The 25,014-nt window shown below is 67.3% G+C and carries 20 protein-coding genes; 12 read left to right on the top strand and 8 right to left on the bottom strand.

Annotated elements, in window-relative coordinates:
- Position 1: 1 nt before the first annotated feature.
- A complete protein-coding gene (locus AC1RLU_RS05505; RefSeq protein WP_492794354.1) occupies positions 2-1,915 on the bottom strand; it encodes a peptidylprolyl isomerase in 1,914 nt (637 codons plus the stop codon).
- Between the two features lie 177 nt (positions 1,916-2,092).
- On the opposite strand from AC1RLU_RS05505, the gene tpiA reads away from it, so the two are divergent.
- The 3 genes from tpiA to pyrG all read left to right on the top strand — a co-directional run bounded on the left by tpiA (position 2,093) and on the right by pyrG (position 5,203).
- Complete coding sequence (gene tpiA / locus AC1RLU_RS05500; RefSeq protein WP_492794353.1) at positions 2,093-2,857, top strand: triose-phosphate isomerase; 765 nt, start codon at positions 2,093-2,095, stop codon at positions 2,855-2,857.
- A gap of 141 nt (positions 2,858-2,998) precedes the next feature.
- Positions 2,999-3,412, top strand: coding sequence for a preprotein translocase subunit SecG (gene secG, locus AC1RLU_RS05495; protein ID WP_061967913.1), 414 nt, complete (start codon positions 2,999-3,001; stop codon positions 3,410-3,412).
- A gap of 162 nt (positions 3,413-3,574) precedes the next feature.
- Entirely contained in the window at positions 3,575-5,203 is a 1,629-nt protein-coding gene (gene pyrG / locus AC1RLU_RS05490) for a CTP synthase (protein WP_061967911.1), read from the top strand.
- Between the two features lies 1 nt (position 5,204).
- Here pyrG and AC1RLU_RS05485 read toward each other — a convergent pair whose 3' ends face one another.
- Positions 5,205-5,591, bottom strand: coding sequence for a GFA family protein (locus AC1RLU_RS05485; RefSeq protein ID WP_492794351.1), 387 nt, complete (start codon positions 5,589-5,591; stop codon positions 5,205-5,207).
- A 66-nt stretch (positions 5,592-5,657) separates the two neighbouring features.
- Here AC1RLU_RS05485 and AC1RLU_RS05480 point away from each other — a divergent pair, with 66 nt between their 5' ends.
- From AC1RLU_RS05480 to AC1RLU_RS05465, 4 genes are all read left to right on the top strand, one after another.
- A complete protein-coding gene (locus AC1RLU_RS05480) occupies positions 5,658-6,098 on the top strand; it encodes a DUF350 domain-containing protein (protein ID WP_492794349.1) in 441 nt (146 codons plus the stop codon).
- Positions 6,099-6,105: 7 nt separating this feature from the next.
- The gene (locus AC1RLU_RS05475; protein WP_091859357.1) at positions 6,106-6,726 is read left to right on the top strand and encodes a DUF1190 domain-containing protein; all 621 of its coding nucleotides are present in this window, start codon (positions 6,106-6,108) and stop codon (positions 6,724-6,726) included.
- Position 6,727: 1 nt separating this feature from the next.
- On the top strand, positions 6,728-7,897 hold the full coding sequence (locus AC1RLU_RS05470; protein WP_492794347.1) for a glutathionylspermidine synthase family protein: 1,170 nt from the start codon (positions 6,728-6,730) through the stop codon (positions 7,895-7,897).
- 70 nt (positions 7,898-7,967) lie between these two features.
- Entirely contained in the window at positions 7,968-8,849 is an 882-nt protein-coding gene (locus AC1RLU_RS05465; RefSeq protein WP_492794346.1) for a VOC family protein, read from the top strand.
- A gap of 56 nt (positions 8,850-8,905) precedes the next feature.
- Here the strand turns inward: AC1RLU_RS05465 and mdoH are convergent, their stop codons facing one another.
- Together mdoH and AC1RLU_RS05455 are read right to left on the bottom strand one after the other, a co-directional pair.
- On the bottom strand, positions 8,906-11,089 hold the full coding sequence (mdoH, locus tag AC1RLU_RS05460; protein ID WP_492794345.1) for a glucans biosynthesis glucosyltransferase MdoH: 2,184 nt from the start codon (positions 11,087-11,089) through the stop codon (positions 8,906-8,908).
- Positions 11,077-12,636: an OpgD/OpgG family glucan biosynthesis protein gene (locus tag AC1RLU_RS05455; protein ID WP_082617430.1), complete on the bottom strand. Its 1,560-nt coding sequence runs from the start codon at positions 12,634-12,636 to the stop codon at positions 11,077-11,079. Before AC1RLU_RS05455 ends, mdoH begins: the two co-directional genes overlap by 13 nt.
- A 308-nt stretch (positions 12,637-12,944) precedes the next feature.
- Between AC1RLU_RS05455 and glmU the strand changes: the two genes are divergently transcribed.
- Both glmU and glmS read left to right on the top strand, forming a co-directional pair.
- The gene (glmU, locus tag AC1RLU_RS05450) at positions 12,945-14,312 is read left to right on the top strand and encodes a bifunctional UDP-N-acetylglucosamine diphosphorylase/glucosamine-1-phosphate N-acetyltransferase GlmU (protein WP_492795225.1); all 1,368 of its coding nucleotides are present in this window, start codon (positions 12,945-12,947) and stop codon (positions 14,310-14,312) included.
- Positions 14,313-14,432: 120 nt separating this feature from the next.
- Positions 14,433-16,259 carry a glutamine--fructose-6-phosphate transaminase (isomerizing) gene (glmS, locus tag AC1RLU_RS05445; protein WP_492794344.1) on the top strand — a complete coding sequence of 609 codons (1,827 nt, stop codon included), beginning with the start codon at positions 14,433-14,435 and terminating at the stop codon, positions 16,257-16,259.
- Between the two features lie 7 nt (positions 16,260-16,266).
- Here the strand turns inward: glmS and AC1RLU_RS05440 are convergent, their stop codons facing one another.
- The gene (locus tag AC1RLU_RS05440) at positions 16,267-16,653 is read right to left on the bottom strand and encodes a YbaN family protein (RefSeq protein WP_091859373.1); all 387 of its coding nucleotides are present in this window, start codon (positions 16,651-16,653) and stop codon (positions 16,267-16,269) included.
- Between the two features lie 186 nt (positions 16,654-16,839).
- On the opposite strand from AC1RLU_RS05440, the gene AC1RLU_RS05435 reads away from it, so the two are divergent.
- Complete coding sequence (locus AC1RLU_RS05435; protein WP_061967898.1) at positions 16,840-17,565, top strand: DUF502 domain-containing protein; 726 nt, start codon at positions 16,840-16,842, stop codon at positions 17,563-17,565.
- On the opposite strand, the gene AC1RLU_RS05430 is transcribed toward AC1RLU_RS05435, so the two are convergent.
- Both AC1RLU_RS05430 and recG read right to left on the bottom strand, forming a co-directional pair.
- Positions 17,555-18,388, bottom strand: a complete 834-nt coding sequence (locus tag AC1RLU_RS05430; RefSeq protein WP_492794343.1) for an AraC family transcriptional regulator — start codon at positions 18,386-18,388, stop codon at positions 17,555-17,557. The two genes, AC1RLU_RS05435 and AC1RLU_RS05430, sit on opposite strands and share 11 nt — an antisense overlap.
- Before the next feature lie 123 nt (positions 18,389-18,511).
- Positions 18,512-20,611 carry an ATP-dependent DNA helicase RecG gene (recG, locus tag AC1RLU_RS05425; RefSeq protein ID WP_492794342.1) on the bottom strand — a complete coding sequence of 700 codons (2,100 nt, stop codon included), beginning with the start codon at positions 20,609-20,611 and terminating at the stop codon, positions 18,512-18,514.
- Positions 20,612-20,767: 156 nt separating this feature from the next.
- On the opposite strand from recG, the gene AC1RLU_RS05420 reads away from it, so the two are divergent.
- Both AC1RLU_RS05420 and mfd read left to right on the top strand, forming a co-directional pair.
- Positions 20,768-21,064 (top strand): FAD assembly factor SdhE, encoded by a 297-nt coding sequence (locus AC1RLU_RS05420; protein ID WP_492794341.1) that lies wholly within the window; start codon positions 20,768-20,770, stop codon positions 21,062-21,064.
- Positions 21,065-21,225: 161 nt separating this feature from the next.
- The gene (gene mfd / locus AC1RLU_RS05415) at positions 21,226-24,774 is read left to right on the top strand and encodes a transcription-repair coupling factor (RefSeq protein WP_492794340.1); all 3,549 of its coding nucleotides are present in this window, start codon (positions 21,226-21,228) and stop codon (positions 24,772-24,774) included.
- A gap of 15 nt (positions 24,775-24,789) precedes the next feature.
- On the opposite strand, the gene AC1RLU_RS05410 is transcribed toward mfd, so the two are convergent.
- On the bottom strand, positions 24,790-24,978 hold the full coding sequence (locus AC1RLU_RS05410; RefSeq protein WP_142115562.1) for a hypothetical protein: 189 nt from the start codon (positions 24,976-24,978) through the stop codon (positions 24,790-24,792).
- Between the last annotated feature and the right edge of the window lie 36 nt (positions 24,979-25,014).

Here is a 25,014-nt window from a genome sequence, read left to right as displayed (position 1 = left end):
GTCAATTCTGCGTCCCACCTGTCGCGTTGCGGAACGCCGCATCATTGATGCTGACGCCGAGCTCGGCCTGCCGCTTCGCGACATATTGCAGCAGGATGTCCTCGCTGACGCTGGACGACAGCAGCCGCTCGAAATTCCCGGCCTCCTGCGTCGTGCGGACGTAAGGCGCGACGGTCGCCGAATCGACCTTGAACAGGATGCGCCCGCCATCGGTGCCGGCGGCGGAGTTGCTCTTGCCGGCGGTCGTGCCGAAGACCTGGGCGACGACCGTGCCCGGCAGTTCCGGGCGCTGGTCCTGCCGGCCGAGATCGGCGGCAGTCTCGATGGTCAGCCCGGCCGAGGCCGCGACCGCGTCGAAGCTCTCGCCCTTGTCGAGGCGCTCGACGAGTTCGCGCGCCTTGGCGGAGAGCTTCGTCGCCGTCTCGTCGGCGCGCCACTGCGTCTCGACCTCGGCCTTGACCTCGTCGAAGCTGCGCTCGCGCGCCGGATCGATCTTGGTGACGTCGAACCAGACATAGCCGGTGTCGCGGGGCAGACGAATCGCCTCGTTGTCGACGCCGACATCCGAGCGGAAGATCGCCTGCAGCGTGGGATCGCCGCCCGGCAGCGCCTCTTCGCGCGAGCCGTCGGGCTTGCCGAGGCCGGCATTCATCGGCCCAGCGGTGCGCAGCTTGAGATTGAGCTCCGTGGCGATCTCGGCAAGCGGCTTGGCGGAGGCGCGCTGGTCCTCGATCTTGTCATGCAGATCGGTCACTTGGGCAGCGGCGCGGGTCGTCGCCAGCTCCTGCTTCACCTCGGCCACGACCTCCTCGAACGGGCGCACATGCGCAGCATCGACCTTGGTGACGCGCAGCAGCACCGTGCCGAAAGCGCCCTTGACCGGGGCGCTCACGCCACCTTGATCGAGCGCGAAGGCAGCCTCGCCTACGGCAGGGTCGATCATCTGCTCGCGGGTGAAGGTGCCCAGCGTCAGGTCGTTGAAGGCGACGTTCCGCTCGGTCGCGATCTCGTCGAAGGTCTCGCCGCCGTCGATCTTGGCCTTGGCAGCCTGCGCCTCCTCGATGTTCGGGAACGGGATCTGCTGGACGGTGCGCGTCTCGACCGAGGTGAAGCGCTGGGCCTTCGTCGCCTCGTAGCGGGCCTTGGCTTCCTCGTCGGTGACCTTGCTCGGGTCGGCCAGCGTCTCGGCAGTGATCGAAAGGATGGTGGCCGTGCGGTATTCCGGCGCGCGGAACGCGATCTTGCGATCGTTGAAGAAGCTCTTGAGCTGGTCCTCGCTCGGTGCCGCGATCTCGCCGGCCGCGCTCGCCGGCATGCGGGCGAAGGTGATGGCGCGCTTCTCGTTGCGCAGGCGATTGCCGACTTCCTGCAGCGCGAGCGGGGCGGAGAAGCCGCCCACGACCATCTCCGAGATCTGCTGGCGCAGGATCGTCGAACGCTGGAGCGCGACATAGCTCTGCTCGGTATAGCCGTTCGTGCGCAGCAACTCGTTGAAGCGCGCCGCAGAGAACTGACCGGCGGCGTCGCGGAAGGTCTGGTCGTCGAAGATCAGGTTGCGGATGGTGTCGTCGGACACCGCCAGCCGCATGCCCCGAGCCGTCTGGTCAAGCGTCGCCTCCGTGAGCAGGCGCGACAGCACCTGCCGATCGAGGCCGGCCGCACGCGCCATCTCGGGCGAGATCTGCCGGCGCTGCTGGCGGATCAGGTTCTGGATCTCGTTCTGATAGGCCGTGCGCATCTCCTCGAGGCCGATCTCGGTCTTGCCGACCCTGGCGACCTCGTTGCGGCCATAGCCGCGGAAGATGTCGCCCACGCCCCAGATCGCGAAGGAGATGATGAGGAAGCCGAACATGATCGCGATGACGAGCTTTCCAAATAAGCCCTGACCCGCCTTGCGGATGCCCTGCATCATCATCGAAGCTGTCTTTCCCTGAACCTGTCCGTGGCGCGGGAGCGGGCCCGCGCGCGCAATTCTCGGCGCTGCTTATAGGAACCGATGGCGAAAGCCGCAATCGTCCTGCGGCTTTGCACGCGATTGCGGCGCCGGCCGGGCGTTGCTAGAGCCGAAAGAGCTGATTTCAGGAGGATGGACGTGACGCGCAGCATCAAGCCGTTGGTGGCAGGCAACTGGAAGATGAACGGGCTGAAGGCCGACCTCGCCATCGCGGCCGAGGTGGCCAGGGGCTACGACGCGGCGTTGAAGCCGGCCGTCGACCTCGCGATCTGCCCGCCGGCCAGCCTTCTCTTCGCCGCGACCGCCGCCCTGATCGGTTCGCGCATCGCGACCGGCGGCCAGGATTGCAGCATGCAAGGCTCCGGCGCTTTCACCGGCGAAGTCTCCGCGGCGATGCTGGCCGACGCCGGCGCGAGCTTCTGCATCACCGGCCATTCCGAGCGCCGCACGCTGCATGGTGAAACCAATGCGACGGTCAAGGCCAAGGCCGAAGCCGCGCAGAAGGCGCTGCTGGTGCCGATCGTCTGCGTCGGCGAGACCAAGGACGAGCGCGAGGCCGGCAAGGCGCTCGCCATCGTGAAGAAGCAATTGCGCGGCTCCGTGCCGGACGGCGCGACGCCTGCGACGCTCGTCGTCGCCTATGAGCCGGTCTGGGCGATCGGCACCGGTCTCACGCCGACGGCGGCCGATGTTGCCGAGATGCATGAAGCGATCCGCATCGAGCTCGGCCGGCTGCTCGGCAAGCAGGCGGCTGCGGGCGTCCGCCTGCTCTATGGCGGCTCGGTCAAGCCCTCGAATGCCGCCGAATTGATGGGCGTCCCGCATGTCGATGGCGCCCTCGTCGGCGGCGCCAGTCTCAAGGCCGAGGAGTTCCTGGCGATCGCCCGGGCCTGTGCCGGTTGAGCATTCCTGTAAATCGGCCAGCGCGCAGGGGTGGCGCTGCCGGCTGGCGCATGTTATGTGCCGCGCCGAATTCGCCTCGATTTTCGAGGAGGAGCGGGTGGCCCTTGGCGGCGGCCCGCGCCATGCCCATTTCGTGAGACCATGCAGAACGTTCTCATCGTCATCCACCTGATCATCGTCGTCGCGCTCGTCGGCGTCGTGCTGCTGCAGCGCTCCGAAGGCGGCGGCCTCGGCATGGGCTCGGGCGGCGGGGGCGGCGTCGGCGGCTTCATGACCGGCCGCGGCCAGGCCAATGCCCTGACCCGCGCGACCGCGATCCTCGCCGGCCTGTTCTTCCTGACCTCGGTCGTTCTGGCCGTGATGGCCACGCGCGGCCGCGTCCAGCGCTCGATCATCGACGGCGCGCCTGCAACCTCCGCTCCGGCAACGCCCGGCGCGCCGGCCGGCCCGAGCGCCCCGAACGCCGGCGGCGTGCTCGACCAGCTCCGCCAGATGCAGAACCAGAATCAGGGCGGCGCACAGCCGCCGACGCCGCCAGCGGCGCCGCAGCAGTAACCAGGGCAGGGCCGGGAAACCGGCCCTTCTCTTTTGTGTGATGCAGAAGGCTCAAGGCCGGGTGACCGGCCTTCTCTTTTTGTGGACAAGCGCGCAGAGCAAGGCGGGACTGCTCTGCTGGCGCTTAGCGAATCGAACCCGTGGCGATAGAGGTGTCCTCCCATGACGCGGTATGTTTTCATCACCGGCGGCGTGGTGTCTTCGCTTGGCAAAGGCTTGGCGGCGGCGGCTCTCGCAGCCCTTCTCCAGGCACGCGGCCACACGGTTCGCCTGCGCAAGCTCGACCCCTACCTCAATGTCGATCCGGGCACGATGAGCCCGTATCAGCATGGTGAGGTCTTCGTCACCGACGACGGCGCCGAGACCGATCTCGACCTCGGCCATTACGAGCGCTTCACCGGCCGGCCCTGCAACCGGGGTGACAACATCACCACCGGCCGCATCTACATGGACATCCTGACCAAGGAGCGCCGCGGCGACTATCTCGGCGCCACGATCCAGGTCGTGCCGCACGTCACCAACGCCATCAAGGAATTCATCCTGACTGGCAACGAGGGCTACGACTTCACGCTGGTCGAGATCGGCGGCACCGTCGGCGACATCGAGAGCCTGCCGTTCCTGGAAGCCATCCGCCAGACCAACCAGCAGCTCCCGCGCGGCCAGTGCATCTTCGTGCACCTGACGCTGCTGCCCTATATCCCGACCGCCGGCGAATTGAAGACCAAGCCGACCCAGCATTCGGTCGCCGAATTGCGCTCGATCGGCATCCAGCCCGACATCCTGCTCTGCCGCACCGACCGCGAGATCCCGCGCGAGGAGCGCCGCAAGCTCGCGCTGTTCTGCAATGTCAGGGAGACCGCGGTCATCGAGGCCCGCGACGTCGCCTCGATCTATGACGTGCCGCTCTCCTACCATGCCGAGGGGCTCGATAACGAAGTCCTCGCCGCCTTCGGCATGGATGCCAAGCCCGAGCCAGACGTCACCAACTGGAAGCGCATCTCCGAGCGCGTGAAGAACCCCGAGGGCGAGGTCACCATCGCCGTCGTCGGCAAATACACCGGCATGAAGGACGCCTATAAGTCCCTCATCGAGGCGCTGACCCATGGCGGCATCGCCAACAATGTGAAGGTCAATCTCGACTGGATCGAGTCGGAGGTCTTCGAGAAGGAGGACCCGGCGCCCTTCCTCGAACATGTCCACGGCATCCTCGTGCCCGGCGGCTTCGGCCATCGCGGCGCCGAGGGCAAGATCAAGGCGGCGACCTTCGCGCGCAACCGCAAGGTGCCCTATTTCGGCATCTGCTTCGGCATGCAGATGGCGGTGATCGAGGCGGCGCGTTCGCTAGCCGGCATCACGGATGCCAATTCGACCGAGTTCGGCCCGACCGAGCAGCCCGTCGTTGGCCTGATGACCGAGTGGATGCGCGGCAACGAGCTGGAGCAGCGTGCGGCCAATGGCAATCTCGGCGGCACCATGCGGCTCGGCGCCTATGCCTCGACGCTGGCAGCCGGCTCGAAGATCGCCGAGATCTACGGCTCGACCGAAATCTCCGAGCGCCACCGCCACCGCTACGAAGTCAACATGGGCTATCGCGAGCAGCTCGAGGCGAAGGGCATGCGCTTCGCCGGCCTGTCGCCCGACGGCCTGTTGCCCGAGACGGTCGAGTATCCCGACCATCCCTGGTTCATCGGCGTGCAGTACCATCCCGAGCTTAAGTCGCGCCCCTTCGAGCCGCATCCGCTCTTCGCCAGCTTCATCGAGGCGGCAAAGGCCCAGAGCCGCCTGGTCTGATTTAGGACTCTGCGAGCTGCACCGTCGCCCAGGGCAGGCGGTGCTGCTCGAACACCGCCTTGCCCGGCCCGGGAAAATCCGGGTCGGCGAAGGCGCCGATCGCGACCGCGACCACCTCGGGCTTGCGCGACGGCTCCCAGAACACCGTGCTGCCGCAGGCCGGGCAGAAATGATGCAGCACGCGATATCCGCTATCGGCCGGGCGATCGTAATCGCTGAACTGCCCGGTCACGGTGATGTCGCCGCGCGCGAAGAAGGCCGCGACGCCATAGGCGCTGCCGGTCCGCCGCTGGCAGTCGCGACAATGGCAGAGCGAGACGCTCACGGGCTCACCGGTGCAGGCGATGCGCAATTGCCCGCAGCTGCAGCGGGCCTCCCGGGTCGTCATGCGGCGCATCCTCCTTTTAGATGACGGCTTGTGCGGTTTTCACGTTAGCCTGACTATGTGGCATCGTTGACAGAGAGTCTTCGCATCGGCACGGGGGCAGGGCGCATGGCGATCTCGATGGCGGGCCTGCCTGCATTCCTCCTCTATTTCGTCGTCGGTGCCGCGCTGATCGCCGCTTTCGCCGCGGTCTACCTTCGCATGACCGCGCATGACGAAATCGCGCTGATCCGGGCCGGCAACCTCTCGGCCGCGATCGCCTTCGGCGGCAACCTCGTCGGCTTCGCCGTGCCGCTGGAGAAGGCGATCTCCCAGGCCAGCAGCATTCCCGACTGCGTGCTCTGGGCGGTGGCGGCGATGATCATCCAGTTCGCCGCCTACGGCGTTGCGCGGGTTGCGATCCCCGATTTGTCGCGCAAGATCGAGGAGGACCGTCTGCCGGCCGCCGCGATGCTGGCGGTGATCGCGGTGATTTCGGGCACGCTGGCCGCGGCCAGCATGACGGCGTGAGGCGGCCATGAAGCGCTCCTCGCAGATCGGTCTCGCTGCCGTCGGCGTCATCCTCGTCGCCACCGTCTGGTCGATGACATCAGACGATAAGGAGGAGAACCTCGTCTACAACAGCTTGAGCGATTGCCGGGCTGCCGGACAGCTCACGGCGCAGCAATGCGAGACCGCCTTTGCCGAGGCGACCGCCGCGCGGCTCAAGGATGCACCGAAATTCCAGAGCCAGAGCGCCTGCGAAACGCAATACGGCGCCAGCGGCTGCAGCTCCGCCAGCATCGGTGGCGCCCAATACTTCATCCCGGCGCTGGCCGGCTTCATGCTGGCGCGCGGCCTCTCCGGCGCGCAGGCGCAGGCGCAGCCCCTGATGCCGCCAACCGCCGCCACTTGCCCGCCGGGCTCGACGCTGCCGGAATGCCAGCAGGCGCGCTCTTCGTCCTCGGGCTCGTCCGGTGGCAGCGGCTACTATGGCGGCAGCAGCCGTTCGCGCGCCTATTCGACCACATCCGGCCGCAGCATCACGGCGGCCTTCTCGTCCGGCTCCCGCGGCGGCAGCGCCTCGACGACCAGCACCTCCTCGCGCGGCGGCTTCGGCTCGATCGCGCGCTCCTTCTCCTCGCATTCCTCGTCCTGAGATGCGCCGCGTCGCGCTCTCCCCGCGCCCGGACTGGACCGAGCAGGTCGAGCGGCTCGGCTTTGCCTTCCACACCATCGACGGCGAGACCTACTGGGACGAGAGCGCTGCCTTCGCCTTCACGCTGGAGGAGATCGAGCGCGACATCGAAGGGCCGACGGAAGCGCTCGAGCAGCTCTGCTTCGCCTTCATCGAAAAGGCGCTCGACAGCGAGGAAACGCTGACCAGGCTCGCGATTCCCGCCGAGCACTGGGACTATGTTCGCGAAAGCTGGCGGCGCGGCGAGCGCAACCTCTATGGCCGGCTCGATCTCGCCTATGATGGGCACGGGCCGGCCAAGCTTCTCGAATACAACGCCGATACGCCGACCGCCCTGTTCGAATCGAGCGTCGTCCAATGGGACTGGCTGGAGCAGGCCATGGCGCGCGGCGCGATCCCCAAGGGCTCCGACCAGTTCAACTCTTTGCACGAGCGCCTGATCGCGGCCTTCCAGGGACTGCGCGAGCCGTCGCCCTACCGCCTGCATCTCACCTGCGTGCAGGATAGTCCCGAGGACAAGGGCACGGTCGACTATCTCGCCGATTGCGCGGTGCAGGCCGGGCTCGACGCGCGCTTCACCTATATCGAGGAGCTCGGGCTGCTCACGGACGGGCGCTTCTGCGACGGCGCCAACCAGCCGATCGAGACGATGTTCAAGCTCTATCCGTGGGAATGGATGTTCCGCGAGAGCTACGGCAGCGCGCTCGCCGGTTCACGCTGCCAGTTCATCGAGCCGCCCTGGAAGGCCGTCCTCTCCAACAAGGGCCTGCTCGCCTGCCTCTGGGAGATGGAGCCCGGCCATCCGAACCTCCTGCCGGCCTTCTTCGAGGGGGATCCGCGCTGCGCGACGCTTTCCGCCCGGCATGTCCGCAAGCCGCTCTATTCGCGCGAGGGCGCCAATGTCACGTTGCTGGAGCGCGGCCGCGTGCTCGACAGCGATGACGGCCCCTATGGCGCCGAAGGCCATGTCCTGCAGGATGCGGCGACCAACCTGTTCTCTGCCGATGGCAAATACGCCGTGCTCGGCTCCTGGCTCGTCGCCTCGCAGGCGTGCGGCCTGTGCCTGCGCGAGGATGCCTCGCCGATCACCAAGAACACCTCGCGCTTCCTGCCGCACTATATCGAGCCCTGAACGCACGACATCACCGCGCCCTGATCTGTGCTAGCCTTGGGCTCCGATACGCCTGTCGACGGAGCCTACCATGCCTGCAACAGCCTCAACGCCCCGCGGTCTCGACCATCTCGTCATTGGCGTCCGCGATCTCGATGCCGCCTGGCATTTCTACGAGAAGCTCGGCTTCCGCGTCGGCGCCCGCAATCGCCATCCCTGGGGCACCGAGAACCGGATCGTGCAGTTTCCCGGCTCCTTCCTGGAGCTGGTGACGATCGCCGACGACGCCGCCATCCCGCCCCATGGCGAGCGGAGCTTTTCCTTCGGTGCCTTCGTACGCCAGGCTCTGGCGGAGCAGGGAGAAGGGCTTTCCATGCTGGTGCTGGAGAGCACTAACGCCAAGGCCGATGCTGCCGCGTTCAAGGCGCAGGGCATCGGTGATTTCCAGCCCTTCTTCTTCGAACGCCGGGCGAGGCGGCCGGATGGCAGCGATGTCCGCGTCGCTTTCGAACTGGCCTTTGCCGCCGATTCGCGCGCGCCGGAATGCGGCTTCTTCGTCTGCCAGCAATTCGAGCCGCAGAATTTCTGGAACCCGGAATTCCAGCATCACCCCAACGGTGCCACCGCGCTCTCGGCCGTCGTGATGCTGGCGGAGGAACCCGCCTTCCACCGCGCCTTCCTCTCGGCCTTCAGCGGGGGCGCCGAAGTGCTGGAGGGCAATGAGGATTACGTGCTCGCCCTGCCGCGTGGACGCATCGACGTGCTCGATCCCGAAGCCGCGCAGGGCGCCTATCTCGTCGAGCCCGATACGACGCCGGCACGCTTCCTCGGCTTCTGCGTCTCGGTGCCCGATCTGGAAGCCGTGGCGGAGCGGCTGACCGAGAACGAGGTCTCGTTCCAGCGCGGCGACGAGCGGCTCTTCGTCTCGGCCGAGGAAGCCTTCGGCTGCATGGTCGCGTTCGAGCAGGGTTGAAGGCCGCCCTCAAGCCGCAAGAAGTCATTCCGGGCTTGCCCGGAGTGACGAAGTTCTCAGCCCTTCGCCTCGACCGGCGGCAGCGAGGCCAGGAGGCCGATCAGCGCCCGGTCGTGCAGCACCACCATGCGCTCCTTCGGCTTCAGCCAGATCGCGGCGTCGTCGATCGTCTCGGCATCGACGAGCTTGGCCTGGGCCACCGCGCGATCGGGCTCGATCTCGCCGCGCCGGCGTGACTGGCCATAAGGCAGCATCAGTTCATGGGCGTGGCGCAGTTCCGCATCGGCGTGGAGCGCCTTGATGCCGTCCGCATCGTCGTAGCCGGCCTTCTCGAACTCGGCCTGCAATTCGTTGGCGCGCGTCGCGATCGCGGGCGGGGCGCCTTCCTCCGGCGTCATCAGGAGCTTGTGGCGCTTGAGCCAGAGGCCGATCGCAAGCTGGCCCGAAGCCCATGACAGCGGGATCGCCAGCACAAGGCCGACGATCGTCGGCGACATCCAGGCGAAGAGCGAGGTCGCGATCATGAAGGCCGAGAGGCCGGTGACGACGCCGAGTACGGTATGGGTCCGGTGTCGGCGGATGATGTCCTTCAGCGGGATCGAGCCGTCGTCGCGCCGCTGCGGGTTCCAGCCGGTGTCGCGGCCGAGCAGGATCTGGAAGACCGAGCCGGACTGGATCAGCATCATGATCGGCGCGAAGAAGGCCGAGAACAGAACCTCGATCAGCGCCGAGACGATCAGGCGGATCGCGCCGCCGCCGGCCTGCCTGAGCTTGTCGTTGAACAGGGTCAGCAGCAGGCCGAACAGCTTCGGCGCCAGCAGGATTCCCATGGTGATTGCGAACAGGCGCAAGGCGCGCTCTGGATCGAACCGCGGCCAGACCGGGAAGAGCGTGAATTCCTGCGTGAAATACTCAGGCCGCGCGTAGTTGACCTGCAGCACGATCAGGATGCCGACCACGAGCTGCATCAGCCAGAGCGGCGAGGCGAGATAGCCCATGATGCCGGTGGCGAAGTGCTGGCGCGTCGGCATGACGAAGCCCTTGCCGCCCATGATCCGCGAATGCTGGAGATTGCCCTGGCACCAGCGCCGGTCGCGCACCGAGATGTCGATCAGCGAGGGTGGGCTTTCCTCGTAAGAGCCCGTCAGGTCCGGCAGCATGTAGACCGACCAGCCGGCGCGGCGGATCAGCGCCGCCTCGACGAAATCGTGGCTCAGCACATGCCCGCCGAAGGGCGGCTTGCCCTTCAGGTCCGGCAGGCCGCAATGATCGGCGAAGGCCTTGGTCCGGATGATCGCGTTATGGCCCCAGTAGTTGCCGTCGCGGCCGGACCACATCGCGAGCCCGGTCGCGATGACCGGGCCATAGACCCGCGCCGCGAATTGCTGCAGCCGGGCGAAGAAGGTGTTGCGGTTGATGATCAGCGGCAGCGACTGGATGATGCCGGCATCGGGGTCGTTCTCCATCGCGGCGGCGAGGCGCACGATGCAGGTGCCGGTCATCAGGCTGTCGGCATCGAGCACGACCATGTGCTCGTAGAGCCCGCCCCAGCGCGTGACGAAATCCGCGATGTTGCCGGCCTTGCGGTGGTGGTTCTTCGGCCTGTGCCGGTAATAGACCCGAGCGTTCGGGCCGAGGCGCTCGCGCAGCGCCAGGAAGGCTCGCTCCTCCGCCACCCAGACATCCGGGTTGGTCGTGTCGGAGACGATGAAATAGTCGAAATGATCGCCCAGACCCGTGGCCTCGACCGATTCGCGGATCGCCGCCACCGCGGCGAAGATGCGGGCCGAAGACTCGTTGTAGATCGGCATCACCACGACGGTGCGGTGCTTCAGCGTTTCGGCCCGGTCCGCCCGGCCGGCGCCGAACATGACGCCGAAGAAGCCGAGCAGCGCGCTGGTGAAGGCGAGCGCGATCCACGAGAAGTTGATCGTGAACAGCACGAGCAGGGCGTACTGCAGCGAGGTCGTACGGCTGACCGACACGACATTGTACATTTCCCAGGCGCCGAAGCCGGTGAGCACGAGCCCGCCGCCGAAGACGAAGAGGCGCTTCAGCCACGGCGTCTTCCAGTCGCGCGGTGCCGCCGGGGCACGGCGATCCGAATCCGCCCAGCTCCGGAACGACTGCACCGGCATGACCAGCGGCTCTTCCGGAGGCGTGGCCGGCTCGCGAGCCGCGCTGTAGCCGCGCTGTTCCGTTTCCATGGCGTCGCGGCGGGTTGCCGTTACCAGGTCCATCTATTCAACCAGGTCTCAGAGACGGGCTGGCCGCCCGATTGCAGGACGAGCCGGAGCTCGGAGAGATTGTCGTTGCCGGGATCGACCTCGAAGCCGACGCGCATCAGCTTGCGCTCCGGATAGGGCCAGAGGCGAACGTTGTGCACGGCGCCGGGCTGGGCCGTGATCGTCGCCCGCGTCGAGGCGATCAGCGCCGCATCGGCCAGCTTGTCGCCGGTGAACTCGACGATGAAGCGCCGCCGGCGCCCCTGCGAGCCCTTGCCCTGCCGCGAGCGGGTGGCGAGCGCCAATGGCGGACGCTCCGGCGGCTGCCAGCACCAGGCCTGGCGATAGCTCAGCGAGGTCTCGCTGCCGGCGGCAAGCGGCTGCTTCGGCCGCCAGTACATGATGATGTTCTTGTTCGGCTCGGAATCGCTGGGGATCTCGATGAGCTGCACCGAACCCGCGCCCCAGTCGCCGAGCGGCTCCATCCAGACGCTCGGCCGGAGCTCGAAGCGCTGGTCGTCGTCCTGGAAGGCGGCGGGGTCGCGCTCGCGCTGGACCAGGCCGAAGCCCTTGGGATTCTCGTCGACGAAGGAGGAGACCTGCAAGGTCGCAGGATTGTTGACCGGCCGGTAGATCCATTCGCCGCCGCCCGACTGCATCTGGACGCCCGAGACCTCGCCGATCGAGGGGCGGATATCGTCGAAGACGCGCCGGCTCTGCGGGCCGGACAGGAAGGTCGCGCTGGTGCAGCCGAAGCCGACATGGTCGAGCGCCTGGCGCGCGAACAGCGTCATCTCGACATCGACGAAGGTGACGTCGCCCGGCCGCAGCGTCATCCGCACCGCGCCGGCGACGCTTTCCGAATCGAGCAGGCCGTGAATCACCAGCGAGCCCACCGCCGGGCTCGGCCGTTCGATCCAGAACGCCCGGAAGAACGGCAGTTCCTCGCCGCGCGTCTCGCCGGGGCGCAGGATCAGCGCGCGCGCCATCGCGCCGAAATTCTGGCCGCGGGCGAGGGCGCGGAAGAACGTGCCGCCCTGGAAGACCGCGACCTCGAAGGGGCGTTCCAGCCCGGCGGCGATCCGCATGCCGGAGAACTGCAGGTCGGCATTGCCCGTCGGCGGCGCGACCCGTCCGTAATCGAACTTGCTGCGATCGAAGCCGATGCGGCGCACCGTTCCCTCTTCGATTGTGAACAGGCTCACCGGATTGGAGAAGACATAGCCGCGATGCAGAGGCTCGACGGTGAAGCCGCGATTCTCGCCGGCCCAGACCGTGGCGCCCGGCTGCATCCGGATGCCCGCATACTGATCGGCGGGCAGGGCGGCATAGCCCTCCGGCAGGTCGTTCGCGGCAAGCGGGATCAGTGGGCGCTGGGCCAGGGCCCTGGCGGCGTCGACCACCAGCGCGGGGTCGAAACGCTGCCCGTCCACGAGGGAGGGGATGTTGAAGGAAGCTGCGCCGGTCGGCGCCTGCGCTGCGGCCGGGCCGGCCAGCGAGAGCAGCGCGGCGCCGCCGGCGGCGCCTTCCAGAAACTGCCTACGATTCAACGGTGTCGACATGGGATCCAAACTACGCGGCGACGCCCTCGCCCCTCGCGCTTCTAGAGCATTTCCAGTTCGCCTGAAAAGCCTTTCCGATCGGGAAGATGCACGTCTTTTGGATGGTGCGATCCTGCGAATTCAGGCCGGAGCCGGCCCGCGGCGGCGGCCGTCCTCGGATGGTGCCTTTTCGCCGCGATTGAACTTTGGCAAAAGGCGAGCGGATCGGCTATCCACGGCGCCTGCGACGCTGGCATGCGTGAAGTCGATTGTGATGGGCGGGCCGTGGTTCAGACATGCCTGCAGGGGAAACGAGAAACATGACCGAAATGCAGTCGGCCCGATCCTGCCTCGCGATCGTCCTGGCCGCCGGGGAGGGCACCCGCATGAAATCGCGGGGGCCGAAGGTGCTCCACGCCGTGGCCGGCCGGTCACTGCTCGGCCATGCGCTGGCGGCGGTTTCGAAGGCTGGCGCGGATGCCGTCGCCGTCGTGATTTCCTCGGAACGCCCCGAAGTCGGCGAAGCGGCGCGCAAGCAGCTTCCGCATGCGCAGATCGCGATCCAGCACGAGCGCCGGGGCACCGCCCATGCCGCGCTCGCCGCGAAGGCCGCCATCGCGGCCGGCCATGACGACGTCATCATCGCCTTTGGCGATACGCCGCTCGTGCGTCCCGAGACCTTTGCGGCCCTCCGCCGCGGCTTGAGAGAGGGAGCCGCCGTCGTTGCGCTCGGCTTCGTGGCCAAGGACCCGACGGGCTATGGCCGCTTCGTCGAGAAGGACGGCCATCTCGAGGCTATTGTCGAACACAAGGATGCCACCCCGGAGCAGCGCGCCATCACGCTCTGCAATGCCGGACTGATGGCGCTCTCCGGCGAGCACGCCCTCTCGATCCTGGAAGCGATCGGCAGCCACAACGCCCAGGGCGAATTCTATCTCACCGACGCGGTCGAGGTGGCGCGCAAGCGCGGGCTCGACGCCGTCGCGCTGCGGGCGCCCGAAAGCGAGGTCCAGGGCATCAACGACCGCACGCAGCTCGCTGCGGTGGAAGCGGAATTCCAGCGGCGCAAGCGCCTCGCCGTGATGCTCGGCGGCGCGACTCTGATCGCCCCGGAGACGGTCTTCTTCAGCTATGACACGCAGATCGGCCGCGATGTCGTGATCGAGCCGAACGTGGTCTTCGGGCCGGGCGTGCGTGTCGATGACGGCGCGGTGATCCACGCCTTCTCGCATCTGGAGGGCGCCACGGTCGGTGTCGATGCCAGCGTCGGCCCCTATGGCCGCCTGCGGCCGGGCGCGAAGCTCGCGGAGAAGGCCAAGGTCGGCAATTTCGTCGAGGTGAAGGCGGCCGATATCGGCCCCGGCGCCAAGGTCAATCACCTCACCTATATCGGCGATGCCTCGGTGGGGGCGGCCGCGAATATCGGCGCCGGCACGATCACCTGCAACTATGACGGTTTCAACAAATCGAGGACGACGATCGGCGCCAATGCCTTCGTCGGCTCGAATTCGTCGCTGGTCGCCCCGGTGACGATCGGCGAGGGCGCCTATATCGGCTCCGGCTCGGTCATCACCGAGGACGTCGCGCCCGATGCGCTCGCCATCGGCCGCGGCCGGCAGGTCGCGAAGGAGGGCTGGGCGGTGACCTTCCGTGCTGCCGCTGCGGCCCGGAAAGCCGCCAAGAAGGCAGCCGAATAGCGCGGAATCGCGGCGGATCGGGCCATCCGCCGTTCACAGTTCGTCATGTAGATTGATTGGGCATGCGCGCCGATCGCGGCTATGCGCTTTGCCGACATCAATCGCTGGAGGGGTTCGCCCATGTGCGGCATCGTCGGGATTCTGGGCAAGGAAGCGGTTGCGACGCAGGTCGTCGAGGCGCTGCGACGGCTTGAATATCGTGGCTACGATTCCGCTGGCGTGGCGACGCTGGAAGGTGGCCGGCTCACCCGCCGCCGCGCCGAGGGCAAGCTCAAGAATCTCGAGACCCGCCTCTCGAACGAGCCGCTCGAAGGCCTGGTCGGCATCGGCCACACCCGCTGGGCGACCCATGGCAAGCCCAACGAGACCAATGCCCATCCGCATGCGACACCGAAGCTCGCAGTGGTCCATAACGGCATCATCGAGAATTTCCGGGACCTGCGCGCCGAGCTCCAGGCCGACGGCTACGTCTTCGAGACGGAGACCGACACCGAGATCGTCGCCCATCTCGTCACCCGTGAGCTCGACCGCGGCAAGAGCCCGGTCGATGCGGTTGCCGCGAGCCTGCCGCGCTTGCACGGCGCCTTCGCGCTCGCCTTCCTGTTCCAGGGCGAGGAAGACCTGCTGATCGGCGCTCGCAAGGGCTCGCCGTTGGCCGTCGGGGTCGGCGAGGGCGAGATGTATCTCGGCTCGGACGCGCTGGCGCTCGCGCCCTTCACCAATCTCATCGCCTATCTCGAAGAGGGCGACTGGGTCGTGCTGCATCGCCGCGGCGCGACCTTCTACGACAAGACCAACAAGCAGGTGGAACGCCGCGCCCAGCGCGTCGCCGCCGGCGCCTTCCTGGTCGAGAAGGGCAATCACCGCCACTTCATGGCCAAGGAGATCTACGAGCAACCCGAGGTCGTCGGCCATACGCTGACGCAGTATCTCGACATGGCCAACGGCAAGGTGCGCCTGCCCTTCGGCGACCAGATCAACTGGAAGAACCTGTCGCGCCTGACGATCAGCGCCTGCGGCACATCCTATTATGCCGGCCTCATCGCGAAATACTGGTTCGAGAAGCTGGCGCGCCTGCCGGTCGAGATCGATGTCGCCTCGGAGTTCCGCTACCGCGAGGCACCGCTGCCGGGCCAGGGCCTGGCGCTCTTCGTCTCGCAGTCCGGCGAAACCGCCGACACGCTGGCCGGTTTGCGCTACGCCCGCCAGAACGGGCAGGTCATCCTGTCGGTCGTCAACGTGCCGACCTCGACGATCGCGCGCGAGAGCGATGCGGTGGCGCAGACGCTCGCCGGCCCCGAGATCGGCGTCGCCTCGACCAAGGCCTTCGTCTGCCAGCTCGCCGTCTTCGCTTCGCTCGCGCTCGCCGCGGCCCGCGCCCGCGGCACGCTCTCGGCGCAGGACGAGGCCAGCCATGTGCAGAACCTGATCTCGCTGCCGGGGCTGATGGCCCGGGCGCTGGAGCTGGAGCCCGAGATCGAAAAGCTCGCGCGCGAGCTCTCCAAGGCCAAGGACGTGCTCTATCTCGGCCGCGGCACGAGCTTCCCGCTCGCGCTCGAAGGCGCCCTGAAGCTGAAGGAAATCAGCTACATCCACGCCGAAGGTTATCCGGCAGGCGAACTCAAGCACGGGCCGATCGCTCTGATCGACGAGGACATGCCGGTCATCGTCGTCGCGCCCCATGACGCGCTGTTCGAGAAGACCGCCTCCAACATGCAGGAGGTCGCTGCGCGCGGCGGCCGGATCATCCTCGTCACCGATGCGAAGGGTGCCGCCGAATGCGGCATCGAGCCGGAAGCGACGATCGTCATGCCGGACATGGACCCGACCTTCGCGCCGATCGTCTATGCCCTGCCGATCCAGATGATCGCCTATCAGACGGCGGTTTTCATGGGCAAGGACGTCGACCAGCCCCGCAACCTGGCGAAATCCGTCACGGTGGAGTGACGGCGGCTCAGGCTTCGGGCCGGGTCGAAACGTAGAGGCCCGCGCCGATCAGACACAGCGCCGCCGTCGCAAGAGCGATCGGCGGCGCACTCGTTTGCGTCAGTAAGGCGAAACTCAGCGCCATCGAACCGCAGGCCAGGACTTTCGCTCGCCGGGCGATGGCGCCGGTCTTCCGCCAGCGCAGGACATGCGGCCCGAGCCTCGGATGCCCGATCAGCCAGGCCTCGAATCGCGGCGAGGACTGCGAGAAGCACCAGGCCGCCGCGATCAGGAAGATCGTGCCGGGCATCAGCGGCAGGATGAGCCCGACGACGCCGAGCGCCGTGAATACCCAGCCCGCAGCGAAGAGCAGCGGCCGTGACCATCGGCGTCGCGGCTGATCGTCCTCGCTCACGGCCTCACCCTTGCTTGCGCTATCTCTTTGTATTGTCGCATTTTCTTCACGCGAACCGGTACCCACTTCGCTCGAAAATGCTCGGGGGGCTGGCGGATGGCGCCGCCTCGCTTATCGTGTCATATCGCGGCCCATGCGAACCGCCGCAAGCAGGCGGGAGGTCGCGCCGGTGTTCTGGGAGAGACGATGACAGCCGGCCCGCCCGATCCCCGCCTCATCCTGCCCGCGGAAATCCTGCGCCCGACCTGGGGCGCTCGCTTGCGCCGCTATTTCCTGACCGGGCTCGTCATCGCCGCGCCGCTCGCCATTACGGCCTCGGTGACCTGGTGGTTCGTCAATTTCGTCGACGGGCTGGTGAAGCCGCTCATTCCGAATTCCTACCTGCCTGATTCCTATTTGCCCTATCCGATCCCGGGTTTCGGGCTGGTCATCGCGCTGATCGGACTGACCCTGCTGGGTTTCCTGACAGCCAATCTCGTCGGCCGATCGCTGATCCGCGCCGGCGAGGCGATCCTCGACCGCATGCCGGTGGTACGCAGCCTCTACAAGGGCGTGAAGCAGGTCTTCGAGACGATCTTCTCGCAGTCGGGCACCTCGTTCCGGAAGGTCGGGATGGTGCAGTTCCCGCAGCCGGGCATGTGGTCGATCGTCTTCATCGCGCAGGAGGCGGCACCCGAGATCGCCGAACGCCTGCCGAATGGCCAGGAACCGGGCGACGAGCAGATCGGCGTCTTCCTGCCCTGCACGCCGAACCCGACCACGGGCTTCTTCTTCTACCTGCCGCGGCGCGAGGTCGTCGAGCTCTCGATCTCGGTCGAGGACGGCGCCAAGCTGATCATGTCAGCCGGGCTGATCCAGCCCGGCGAAAACGGCAAGCCGAAGCTCGAGGGGAAGCCGCCGCTCAGCGCTTGAGCGGCACCCAGATCTCGACGATGCCGTTGCCGGTCGCGCCGTCGAAGCGCTCGTCCACGCGCTCCAGCTTGACGCCCATCGCCGGTTCGCGCCCCGATTTCGGCAGCCAGTCCTGCCAGATCGCCTTGAAGGTCTGGGCGATGCCGGTGATATGGCCGCGATGCTCGAACACGGCGCAGAGCTGCTCCGGCACGCTGAGCCGTGCGAACTCCTCCGAAAGCCCGCCGAAGGAGGAGACCTCGGCACCGGCGATGTAGTCGAAGGAGCCGAGCTCGTCGCAATTATAGCTCGCGCCGTAGACGACATGTCCGCGCTGGCCGGGGATATGTCCGAAATGCGGGGCGATCTTCTGCCAGAGCAGCGGGATGCCCTGGGTGTTGTCCATCGAGAAATGGCCGCTGAAACCGGCGATCAGCAGCGGCTTTCCGGTGACGATGCGCGGCTCGGCGATGGGGGCGGGGGTGATGTCATGCATGTTGAGCGACTCCACGAGGGCGAGCGATGAGAGGTCGCGCCGGGCGCGCAATTCTTCCGGCGTGATGCCGAACTGCTCGCGAAAGGCGCGGGTGAAGGCTTCGTGGGAGCCATAGCCCCAATCGAGCGCGACCGAGAGGATATCGGGTGCACCGTTCGCGAGCTGGCGCGCCGCTTCCGAGAGCCGGCGCTCGCGCACATAGCGCATCACCGAGCGACCGGCCGCCGCGCCGAAGGCCCGGCTGAGATGGAAGCGCGAGACGCCACTGACCTCCGCGATCTCCTCGAGCGTCAGCTCGGCGGTGAAGCGGCTCTCGATGCACCAGATGGCTGTCTTGACCGGGTCCATGTTCTCTCCACGAAGTGGCGCGACATTGGACGACCAGACGAGGGGCCGCTTGATCGGGATTGCTCCTGCCAGCGCCAAAGCGCCATTGCTAGGCGCCAGACGACGAAGCCGTGACAGCAGTGATCAGCCTGCCCGCAGCAACCTGATCGCGACGTCGCGCTCGAACAGATAGAGCAGCACCCGGATCGCCTGGCCGCGCGGCGTTTCCAGATGCGGATCGCGCTCGATCAGGAGCCGCGCATCGTCGCGTGCGGCTGCCAGCAGGTCGCCATCGATCTCCGGCCGGGCGATGCGCCAGTCCGGCGAGCCCGACTGCTTGGTGCCGAGCACTTCGCCCTCGCCACGCAGGCGCAGATCCTCCTCGGCGATCCGGAAGCCGTCCTCGGTCTCGCGCATGATCGTCAGCCGCGCTTCGGCGACCGGACCGAGCGGCCCCTTGTAGAGCAGGAGGCAGGTCGAGGCGGCCGAACCGCGCCCGATGCGCCCGCGCAGCTGATGCAACTGCGCAAGGCCGAAGCGCTCGGCATGCTCGATCACCATGACGTTGGCATTGGGCACGTCGACGCCGACCTCGATCACGGTGGTTGAGACGAGGATGCGGGTTTCTCCCGCGACGAAGGCGGCCATGGCGGCGTCCTTCTCGCGGCCGGGCATCTGGCCATGGAGCAGCCCAACCTTGCCGCCGAAGGTTTCGCGCAGGGCGTCATAGCGCTCCTGCGCAGCAGCTACATCGAGCGTATCGGATTCCTGCACGAGCGGGCAGACCCAATAGGCCTGCGCCCCGCTCTCGACCGCCCGGCCGATGGCGCCGACGACCTCGTCATACCGTTCCGAGGAGACGGCGCGGGTGACGATCGGCTTCCGGCCGGCCGGCTTCTCCGAGAGGATCGAGATATCCATGTCGCCGAACCAGGTCAGCGAGAGCGTGCGCGGGATCGGCGTCGCGGTCATCACCAGCACGTCGACCGCCTCGCCCTTGGAGCCGAGCAGCAGACGCTGATGCACGCCGAAACGGTGCTGCTCGTCGACGACGGCGAGCGCGAGATCATGGAAGGCGACACCCTCCTGGAACAGCGCATGGGTCCCGACCGCGATATCGATCGAGCCATCGGCCAGCCCCGCCAGCACCTGCTTGCGGCCGGCGCCCTTCTCGCGCCCGGTCAGCAGAGCGAGCTTCAGGCCGGCCTTCTCGGCCAGCGGCGCCAAGCGCTCGGCATGCTGGCGGGCGAGGATTTCTGTCGGCGCCATCAGCACAGATTGCCGGCCGGCCTCGGCGGCGGCGGCCATGGACATCAATGCAACGACCGTCTTGCCCGAGCCGACATCGCCCTGCAGGAGGCGCAGCATCTTCTCGGGCTTAGCCATATCGGAATGAATATCGGCGATCGCCTTGCGCTGGCCCTCGGTCAATTCGAAGGGCAGGGCGGACTGGATCCGGAAGCGCACGCCGCCATCGCCGGTGGTGGCGCGCCCGGCGATCTTCTTCTGCTGGCGGCGCACCAGCGCGAGCGCGATCTGGCTCGCCAGCAATTCGTCATAGCCGATGCGCCGGCGCGCGACCGTGTCGCCCTCGGCCGCCTTGCGATCGACCGGATGGTGCAGGACCTCGATCGCCGCATGGAAGGTTGGAAAGTCGCTCCTGGCGAGGAAGGCCGGGTCCTGCCATTCCGGCATCTCCGGGCAGCGCTCGGCCGCCACCTGCACGGTCCGCATCATCATGCGCTGGCCGATGCCTTCAGTCAGCGGGTAGACCGGCTCGAAGGCGGGCAGGGTCGCTGCGAGCTTGGGATCGAGAATGCGCTCGGGATGCACCATCTGGCGCATGCCTTCCCAGAGTTCGAGCTTGCCCGAGATCAGGCGATAGGCGCCGATCGGCAGGATCTGCGCCAGATGCCGGGAATCGGCGTGGAAGAAGACGAGCGTCACGTCGCCGGTCTCGTCCTCGACGATGATGCGATAGGGCGCCTTCTTGCCAGCAGGCGCGGCGCGGTGCTCGCTGACGCGGGCGGTGAAGGTCGCGACATCGCCGATCGGCGTATCCGCGATCGAGGGGCTCGGCCGCCGGTCGACGGCGCCGGTCGGCAGGTGGAACATCAGGTCGACGACGCGCGCTGCCTGAATCTCGTCGCCGAGGAAGCGGTCCAGCACCTTGCCGAGCTTGGGCCCGACGCCGTTGAGCGTCGTGGCGGAAGCGAAGAGCGGATCGAGGATCGAAGGGCGCAAGGCGTCTCGGCAATTGTCAGGAGCGCGAAGATCGCAGCCGCTTCGCCGCTGACTCCGCCGGGTTGCATCGCTATATAGCCTGCCCAGGCAGGCTCCGCGACGGTGCCGGCCCCATCGTCATTGCGCCATCCCCCAGGTTTTACGCCCGAGGTTCCCATGTCCGGCTCGACCCGCACCAGCGCCGATCTCGACCCGCGCCGCCGCAAGATCCTGTTCCGCGCCTGGCATCGCGGCATGCGCGAGATGGACCTGATCATGGGCCGTTTCGCCGACGACGCGATCGCCGGCTTCAGCGATGCCGAGCTCGACGAGTTCGAGCGCCTGATCGAGGTGCTGGACCGCGATCTGCTGAGCTGGGTGACCGGGGAGGCTCCCGTGCCGGAGAATTACAACACGGAACTGTTCCGCAAGCTTCGGGCTTTCCACCATCACGACAAGCCGATTCATGTGTGAGCACTGATGAAGTGCCCGCTGTCATCCCGGGCGTAGCGAAGCGCAGACCCGGGACCCATTCCGGAACGCCGCCGATGGAGGTTCAGGCATGGATCCCGGATCGGCGCCGCTTCGCGGCTTGTCCGGGATGACCTCAGGTAATTGAGAAAACGACGACTTCGATGAGCATTCCTCCCCCGTCCCAGATCGCAAAGCCGCAGCTCGACCGCCTGCTCGATGCGCTGAACCGCGGCGACAAGCCGACGCTGGCCGGCGTGCCCGATGGCTTCGACGCCGTCGTCCTGGCGGACCTGACCCGCGCACGCGCCAAGAAGGCGGAAGGCCCGGCGCTGCTCGTCTTCATTGCCCGTGACGGCCAGCGCCTGCAGGTGCTTGAGAACGCGCTGCAATTCGTAGCACCCGATCTCGAGGTGATGAGCTTCCCGGCCTGGGACTGCCAGCCTTATGACCGTGTCTCGCCGGCGCCGGCCATCGTCGCTCACCGGATGACGACGCTGTCTCGCCTCGCCAAGACCAGGTCGGGCGACCGGCCACGCCTGCTGCTGACCACCGTCAATGCCGCGCTCCAGCGCGTGCCCGCCTTCGGCAAGGTGGCGTCGGAGAGCTTCTCGGCGGCGCCCGGCAACATGGTCGATATCGAGCAGCTGGCGCGCTGGCTCGACATCAACGGCTATCTCAGAACCTCGACCGTGCGCGAGACCGGCGAATTCGCCGTCCGCGGCGGCATCGTCGACTTGTTCCCGCCGGGCATGCCGGCACCGATCCGGCTCGACTTCTTCGGCGACACGCTGGAATCGATCCGCACCTTCGATCCGGAGACGCAGCGCACCACCGGGCAGCTCCGTGGGCTCGACCTCGTGCCGATGTCCGAGGCGCAGATGACGAGCGAGAGCATCCGCCGCTTCCGCCAGTCCTATATCTCGACCTTCGGCACGCCCGGCCGCGACGACACGCTCTATGAAGCGGTCAGCGAAGGCCGCCGCCCGGCCGGTCTTGAGCACTGGCTGCCATTGCTGGCGGAGAAGCTCGACACGCTCTTCACCTATCTGCCGGACGTTCCGCTGGTGCTCGACCATCAGGCCGAGGACGCGATCGGCGAGCGCATCAGCCTGATCAAGGATTATTACGACGCCCGCAAGGCGGCGCTGGAGCAGGGCGGGGCCGGCGGCATTCCCTACAAGCCACTGCCGCCGGATGCGCTCTATCTCTCGCCGACCGACTGGCGCGCGGTGATCGATGCTTCCGGCGTCGCCAGCATGACGCCGTTCCAGCTACCGGAGAGCGAAGGCAAGCTCATCCTCGATCTCGGCGGCAAGCAGGGTCGCAGCTTCGCGGCCGAGCGCACGGCCGATGCCGGCGGCGTGTTCGATGCCGCCGTCGCGCATGTGAAGGCGCTGGAAGCCGACGGCAAGCGCGTCATTCTCGCCGCCTGGTCGGAAGGCTCGCGCGAGCGCCTCGCCCATGTGCTGGCCGATCATGGCCTGAAGAGCACGCAACTGACCGGTTCCTTGCGCGCCGCCTTCGATCTCAAGCCCGGCACGATCGCGCTCGCCGTCTGGGGCTTCGAGACCGGCTTCGAGGCCGGGCGCCTCGCGGTCATCGGCGAACAGGACATCCTGGGCGACCGCCTCGTCCGGCCGCGCCGCAAGACCAGGCGCCCGCAGGACTTCATCGCCGAATTGTCCTCGCTCGCGCCGGGCGATCTCGTCGTCCATGTCGATCACGGCATCGGCCGCTTCATCGGCCTGCAGACGATCACGGCGGCCGGCGCGCCGCATGATTGCCTCGAAATCCATTATGCCGGCGATTCCAAGCTGTTCCTGCCGGTCGAGAATATCGAGCTTCTGTCCCGCTACGGCTCCGAGGATACGGAAGTCCAGCTCGACCGGCTCGGTGGCGGCGGCTGGCAGGCGCGCAAGGCCAAGCTCAAGCAGCGCATCCGCGAGATGGCCGGCAAGCTCATCCAGATCGCGGCGGCCCGCGCGCTCAAGGATGCGCCGCGTCTCATCCCGCCCGATGGCGTCTATGACGAGTTCTGCGCCCGCTTCCCCTACGAGGAGACCGAGGACCAGCAGAACACCATCGACGCGGTGCTGGACGATCTCGCCGCCGGGCGGCCGATGGACCGGCTCGTCTGCGGCGATGTCGGTTTCGGCAAGACGGAAGTGGCGCTGCGCGCCGCCTTCGCCGCCGCGCTCAACGGCAAGCAGGTCGCGGTCGTCGTGCCGACGACGCTGCTCGCGCGCCAGCACTACCGCAACTTCGCGGATCGCTTTGCCGGCTTGCCGGTCCATGTCGGGCAGGCCTCGCGCTTCGTCGGCTCGGCCGATCTCAAGGCGGTGAAGCAGGGCGCCCGCGACGGCACGATGGATATCGTCGTCGGCACGCATGCGCTGCTCGGCAAGGGCGTCGACTTCAAGGATCTCGGCCTCGTCATCGTCGACGAGGAGCAGCATTTCGGCGTCGCCCATAAGGAGAAGCTGAAGGAACTGCGTGCCGAGGTGCATATGCTGACCCTGTCGGCGACGCCGATCCCGCGCACGCTCCAGCTCGCCATGACCGGGGTGCGCGAACTTTCGATCATCGCGACGCCGCCGGTCGATCGTCTCGCCGTGCGCACCTTCGTCACGCCGTTCGACCCGCTGATCGTGCGCGAGGCGCTGCTGCGCGAGCGTTACCGGGGTGGGCGCAGCTTCTATGTCGTGCCGCGCATCGAGGACATCGCCGACGTCAAGGACTTCCTCGACAAGCAGGTGCCGGAGTGCAAGGTCGGCATCGCCCATGGCCAGATGGCGGCCGGCACGCTGGAAGACGTGATGACGGCCTTCTATGACGGCCAGTACGACATCCTGCTCTCGACCACGATCGTCGAATCGGGCCTCGATATCCCGACCGCAAACACGCTGATCGTCCACCGCGCCGACATGTTCGGCCTTGCCCAGCTCTATCAGCTCCGTGGCCGCGTCGGCCGCTCGAAGACGCGCGCCTATGCGCTCTTCACCGTGCCGGCCAACCGCAAGCTGACCGAGCAGGCCGACAAGCGGCTCAAGGTTCTGCAATCGCTCGATACGCTCGGCGCCGGCTTCCAGCTCGCCAGCCACGACCTCGACATCCGCGGCGCCGGCAACCTGCTCGGCGACGAGCAGTCCGGCCATATCAAGGAGGTCGGCTACGAGCTCTACCAGCAGATGCTGGAGGAGGCGGTGGCGGCGCTCAAGGCCGGCATCGAGTTCGAGACGGAGACGCAATGGTCGCCGGCGATCCAGGTCGGCGCGCCCGTCATGATCCCCGAGCACTATGTCGCGGACCTGACGCTAAGGCTGACGCTCTACAAGCGCCTCTCGACCATGGACGACGATGCCGAATTGCAATCCTTCGGCGCCGAACTGGTCGACCGCTTCGGCCCGCTGCCGGAGGAGGTCAACCAGCTGCTGGAGATCGTCGCGATCAAGGCGCTCTGCAAGCGCGCCAATGTCGAGAAGGTCGAGGCCGGGCCGAAGGGCATCATCGTCGCCTTCCGCAACAACGAATTCGCCAATCCGGAAGGGCTGGTCTCTTATGTCGCGAAGATCGGCACGCTGGCGAAGGTGCGCCCGGATATGCGCGTCGTCTTCATCGACGATTTCGACACTGTCGAGCAGCGGCTCAAGGCGACGCGCCGGCTGCTGACCGATCTCGCGCGGATCGCCGAACGGAAAAAGGCGGCCTGAGCGGCCGCCTTTCACCTACAGATCGAAGAACACCGTCTCGTTTTCGCCGGAGAGGTTGATGTCGAGCCACCAGGTCCCGTCCGGCTTGCGCTGGGCGATCGGGGCGTGGCGCGGGCTGCGTGCCACGGTCGAGCGGTAATCCGGCGAGAGCGAGGCCGGCTGTCCGGCATCGAGCCCCGCATAGGGAAGGATCAGGCTGCTCATGCGGCTTCTCTCTCCTCAGCCATGGCTCGGCGCGGG

It is taken from the genome of Allobosea sp. GW822-FHT05A11 (genome assembly GCF_058800455.1).
This window is presented reverse-complemented; position numbering and strand designations above follow the sequence as displayed.

Excerpts from the sequence above, each read along its gene's own strand:
- AC1RLU_RS05505 (WP_492794354.1), bottom strand. The coding sequence starts at position 1,915 with ATGATGATGCAGGGCATCCGCAAGGCGGGTCAGGGCTTATTTGGAAAG.
- secG (WP_061967913.1), top strand. The coding sequence starts at position 2,999 with ATGCAGAACGTTCTCATCGTCATCCACCTGATCATCGTCGTCGCGCTC.
- pyrG (WP_061967911.1), top strand. The coding sequence starts at position 3,575 with ATGACGCGGTATGTTTTCATCACCGGCGGCGTGGTGTCTTCGCTTGGC.
- AC1RLU_RS05485 (WP_492794351.1), bottom strand. The coding sequence starts at position 5,591 with ATGACGACCCGGGAGGCCCGCTGCAGCTGCGGGCAATTGCGCATCGCC.
- AC1RLU_RS05475 (WP_091859357.1), top strand. The coding sequence starts at position 6,106 with ATGAAGCGCTCCTCGCAGATCGGTCTCGCTGCCGTCGGCGTCATCCTC.
- AC1RLU_RS05470 (WP_492794347.1), top strand. The coding sequence starts at position 6,728 with ATGCGCCGCGTCGCGCTCTCCCCGCGCCCGGACTGGACCGAGCAGGTC.
- AC1RLU_RS05465 (WP_492794346.1), top strand. The coding sequence starts at position 7,968 with ATGCCTGCAACAGCCTCAACGCCCCGCGGTCTCGACCATCTCGTCATT.
- mdoH (WP_492794345.1), bottom strand. The coding sequence starts at position 11,089 with ATGGACCTGGTAACGGCAACCCGCCGCGACGCCATGGAAACGGAACAG.
- AC1RLU_RS05455 (WP_082617430.1), bottom strand. The coding sequence starts at position 12,636 with ATGTCGACACCGTTGAATCGTAGGCAGTTTCTGGAAGGCGCCGCCGGC.
- glmU (WP_492795225.1), top strand. The coding sequence starts at position 12,945 with ATGCAGTCGGCCCGATCCTGCCTCGCGATCGTCCTGGCCGCCGGGGAG.
- glmS (WP_492794344.1), top strand. The coding sequence starts at position 14,433 with ATGTGCGGCATCGTCGGGATTCTGGGCAAGGAAGCGGTTGCGACGCAG.
- AC1RLU_RS05435 (WP_061967898.1), top strand. The coding sequence starts at position 16,840 with ATGACAGCCGGCCCGCCCGATCCCCGCCTCATCCTGCCCGCGGAAATC.
- AC1RLU_RS05430 (WP_492794343.1), bottom strand. The coding sequence starts at position 18,388 with ATGGACCCGGTCAAGACAGCCATCTGGTGCATCGAGAGCCGCTTCACC.
- AC1RLU_RS05420 (WP_492794341.1), top strand. The coding sequence starts at position 20,768 with ATGTCCGGCTCGACCCGCACCAGCGCCGATCTCGACCCGCGCCGCCGC.
- mfd (WP_492794340.1), top strand. The coding sequence starts at position 21,226 with ATGAGCATTCCTCCCCCGTCCCAGATCGCAAAGCCGCAGCTCGACCGC.
- AC1RLU_RS05410 (WP_142115562.1), bottom strand. The coding sequence starts at position 24,978 with ATGAGCAGCCTGATCCTTCCCTATGCGGGGCTCGATGCCGGACAGCCG.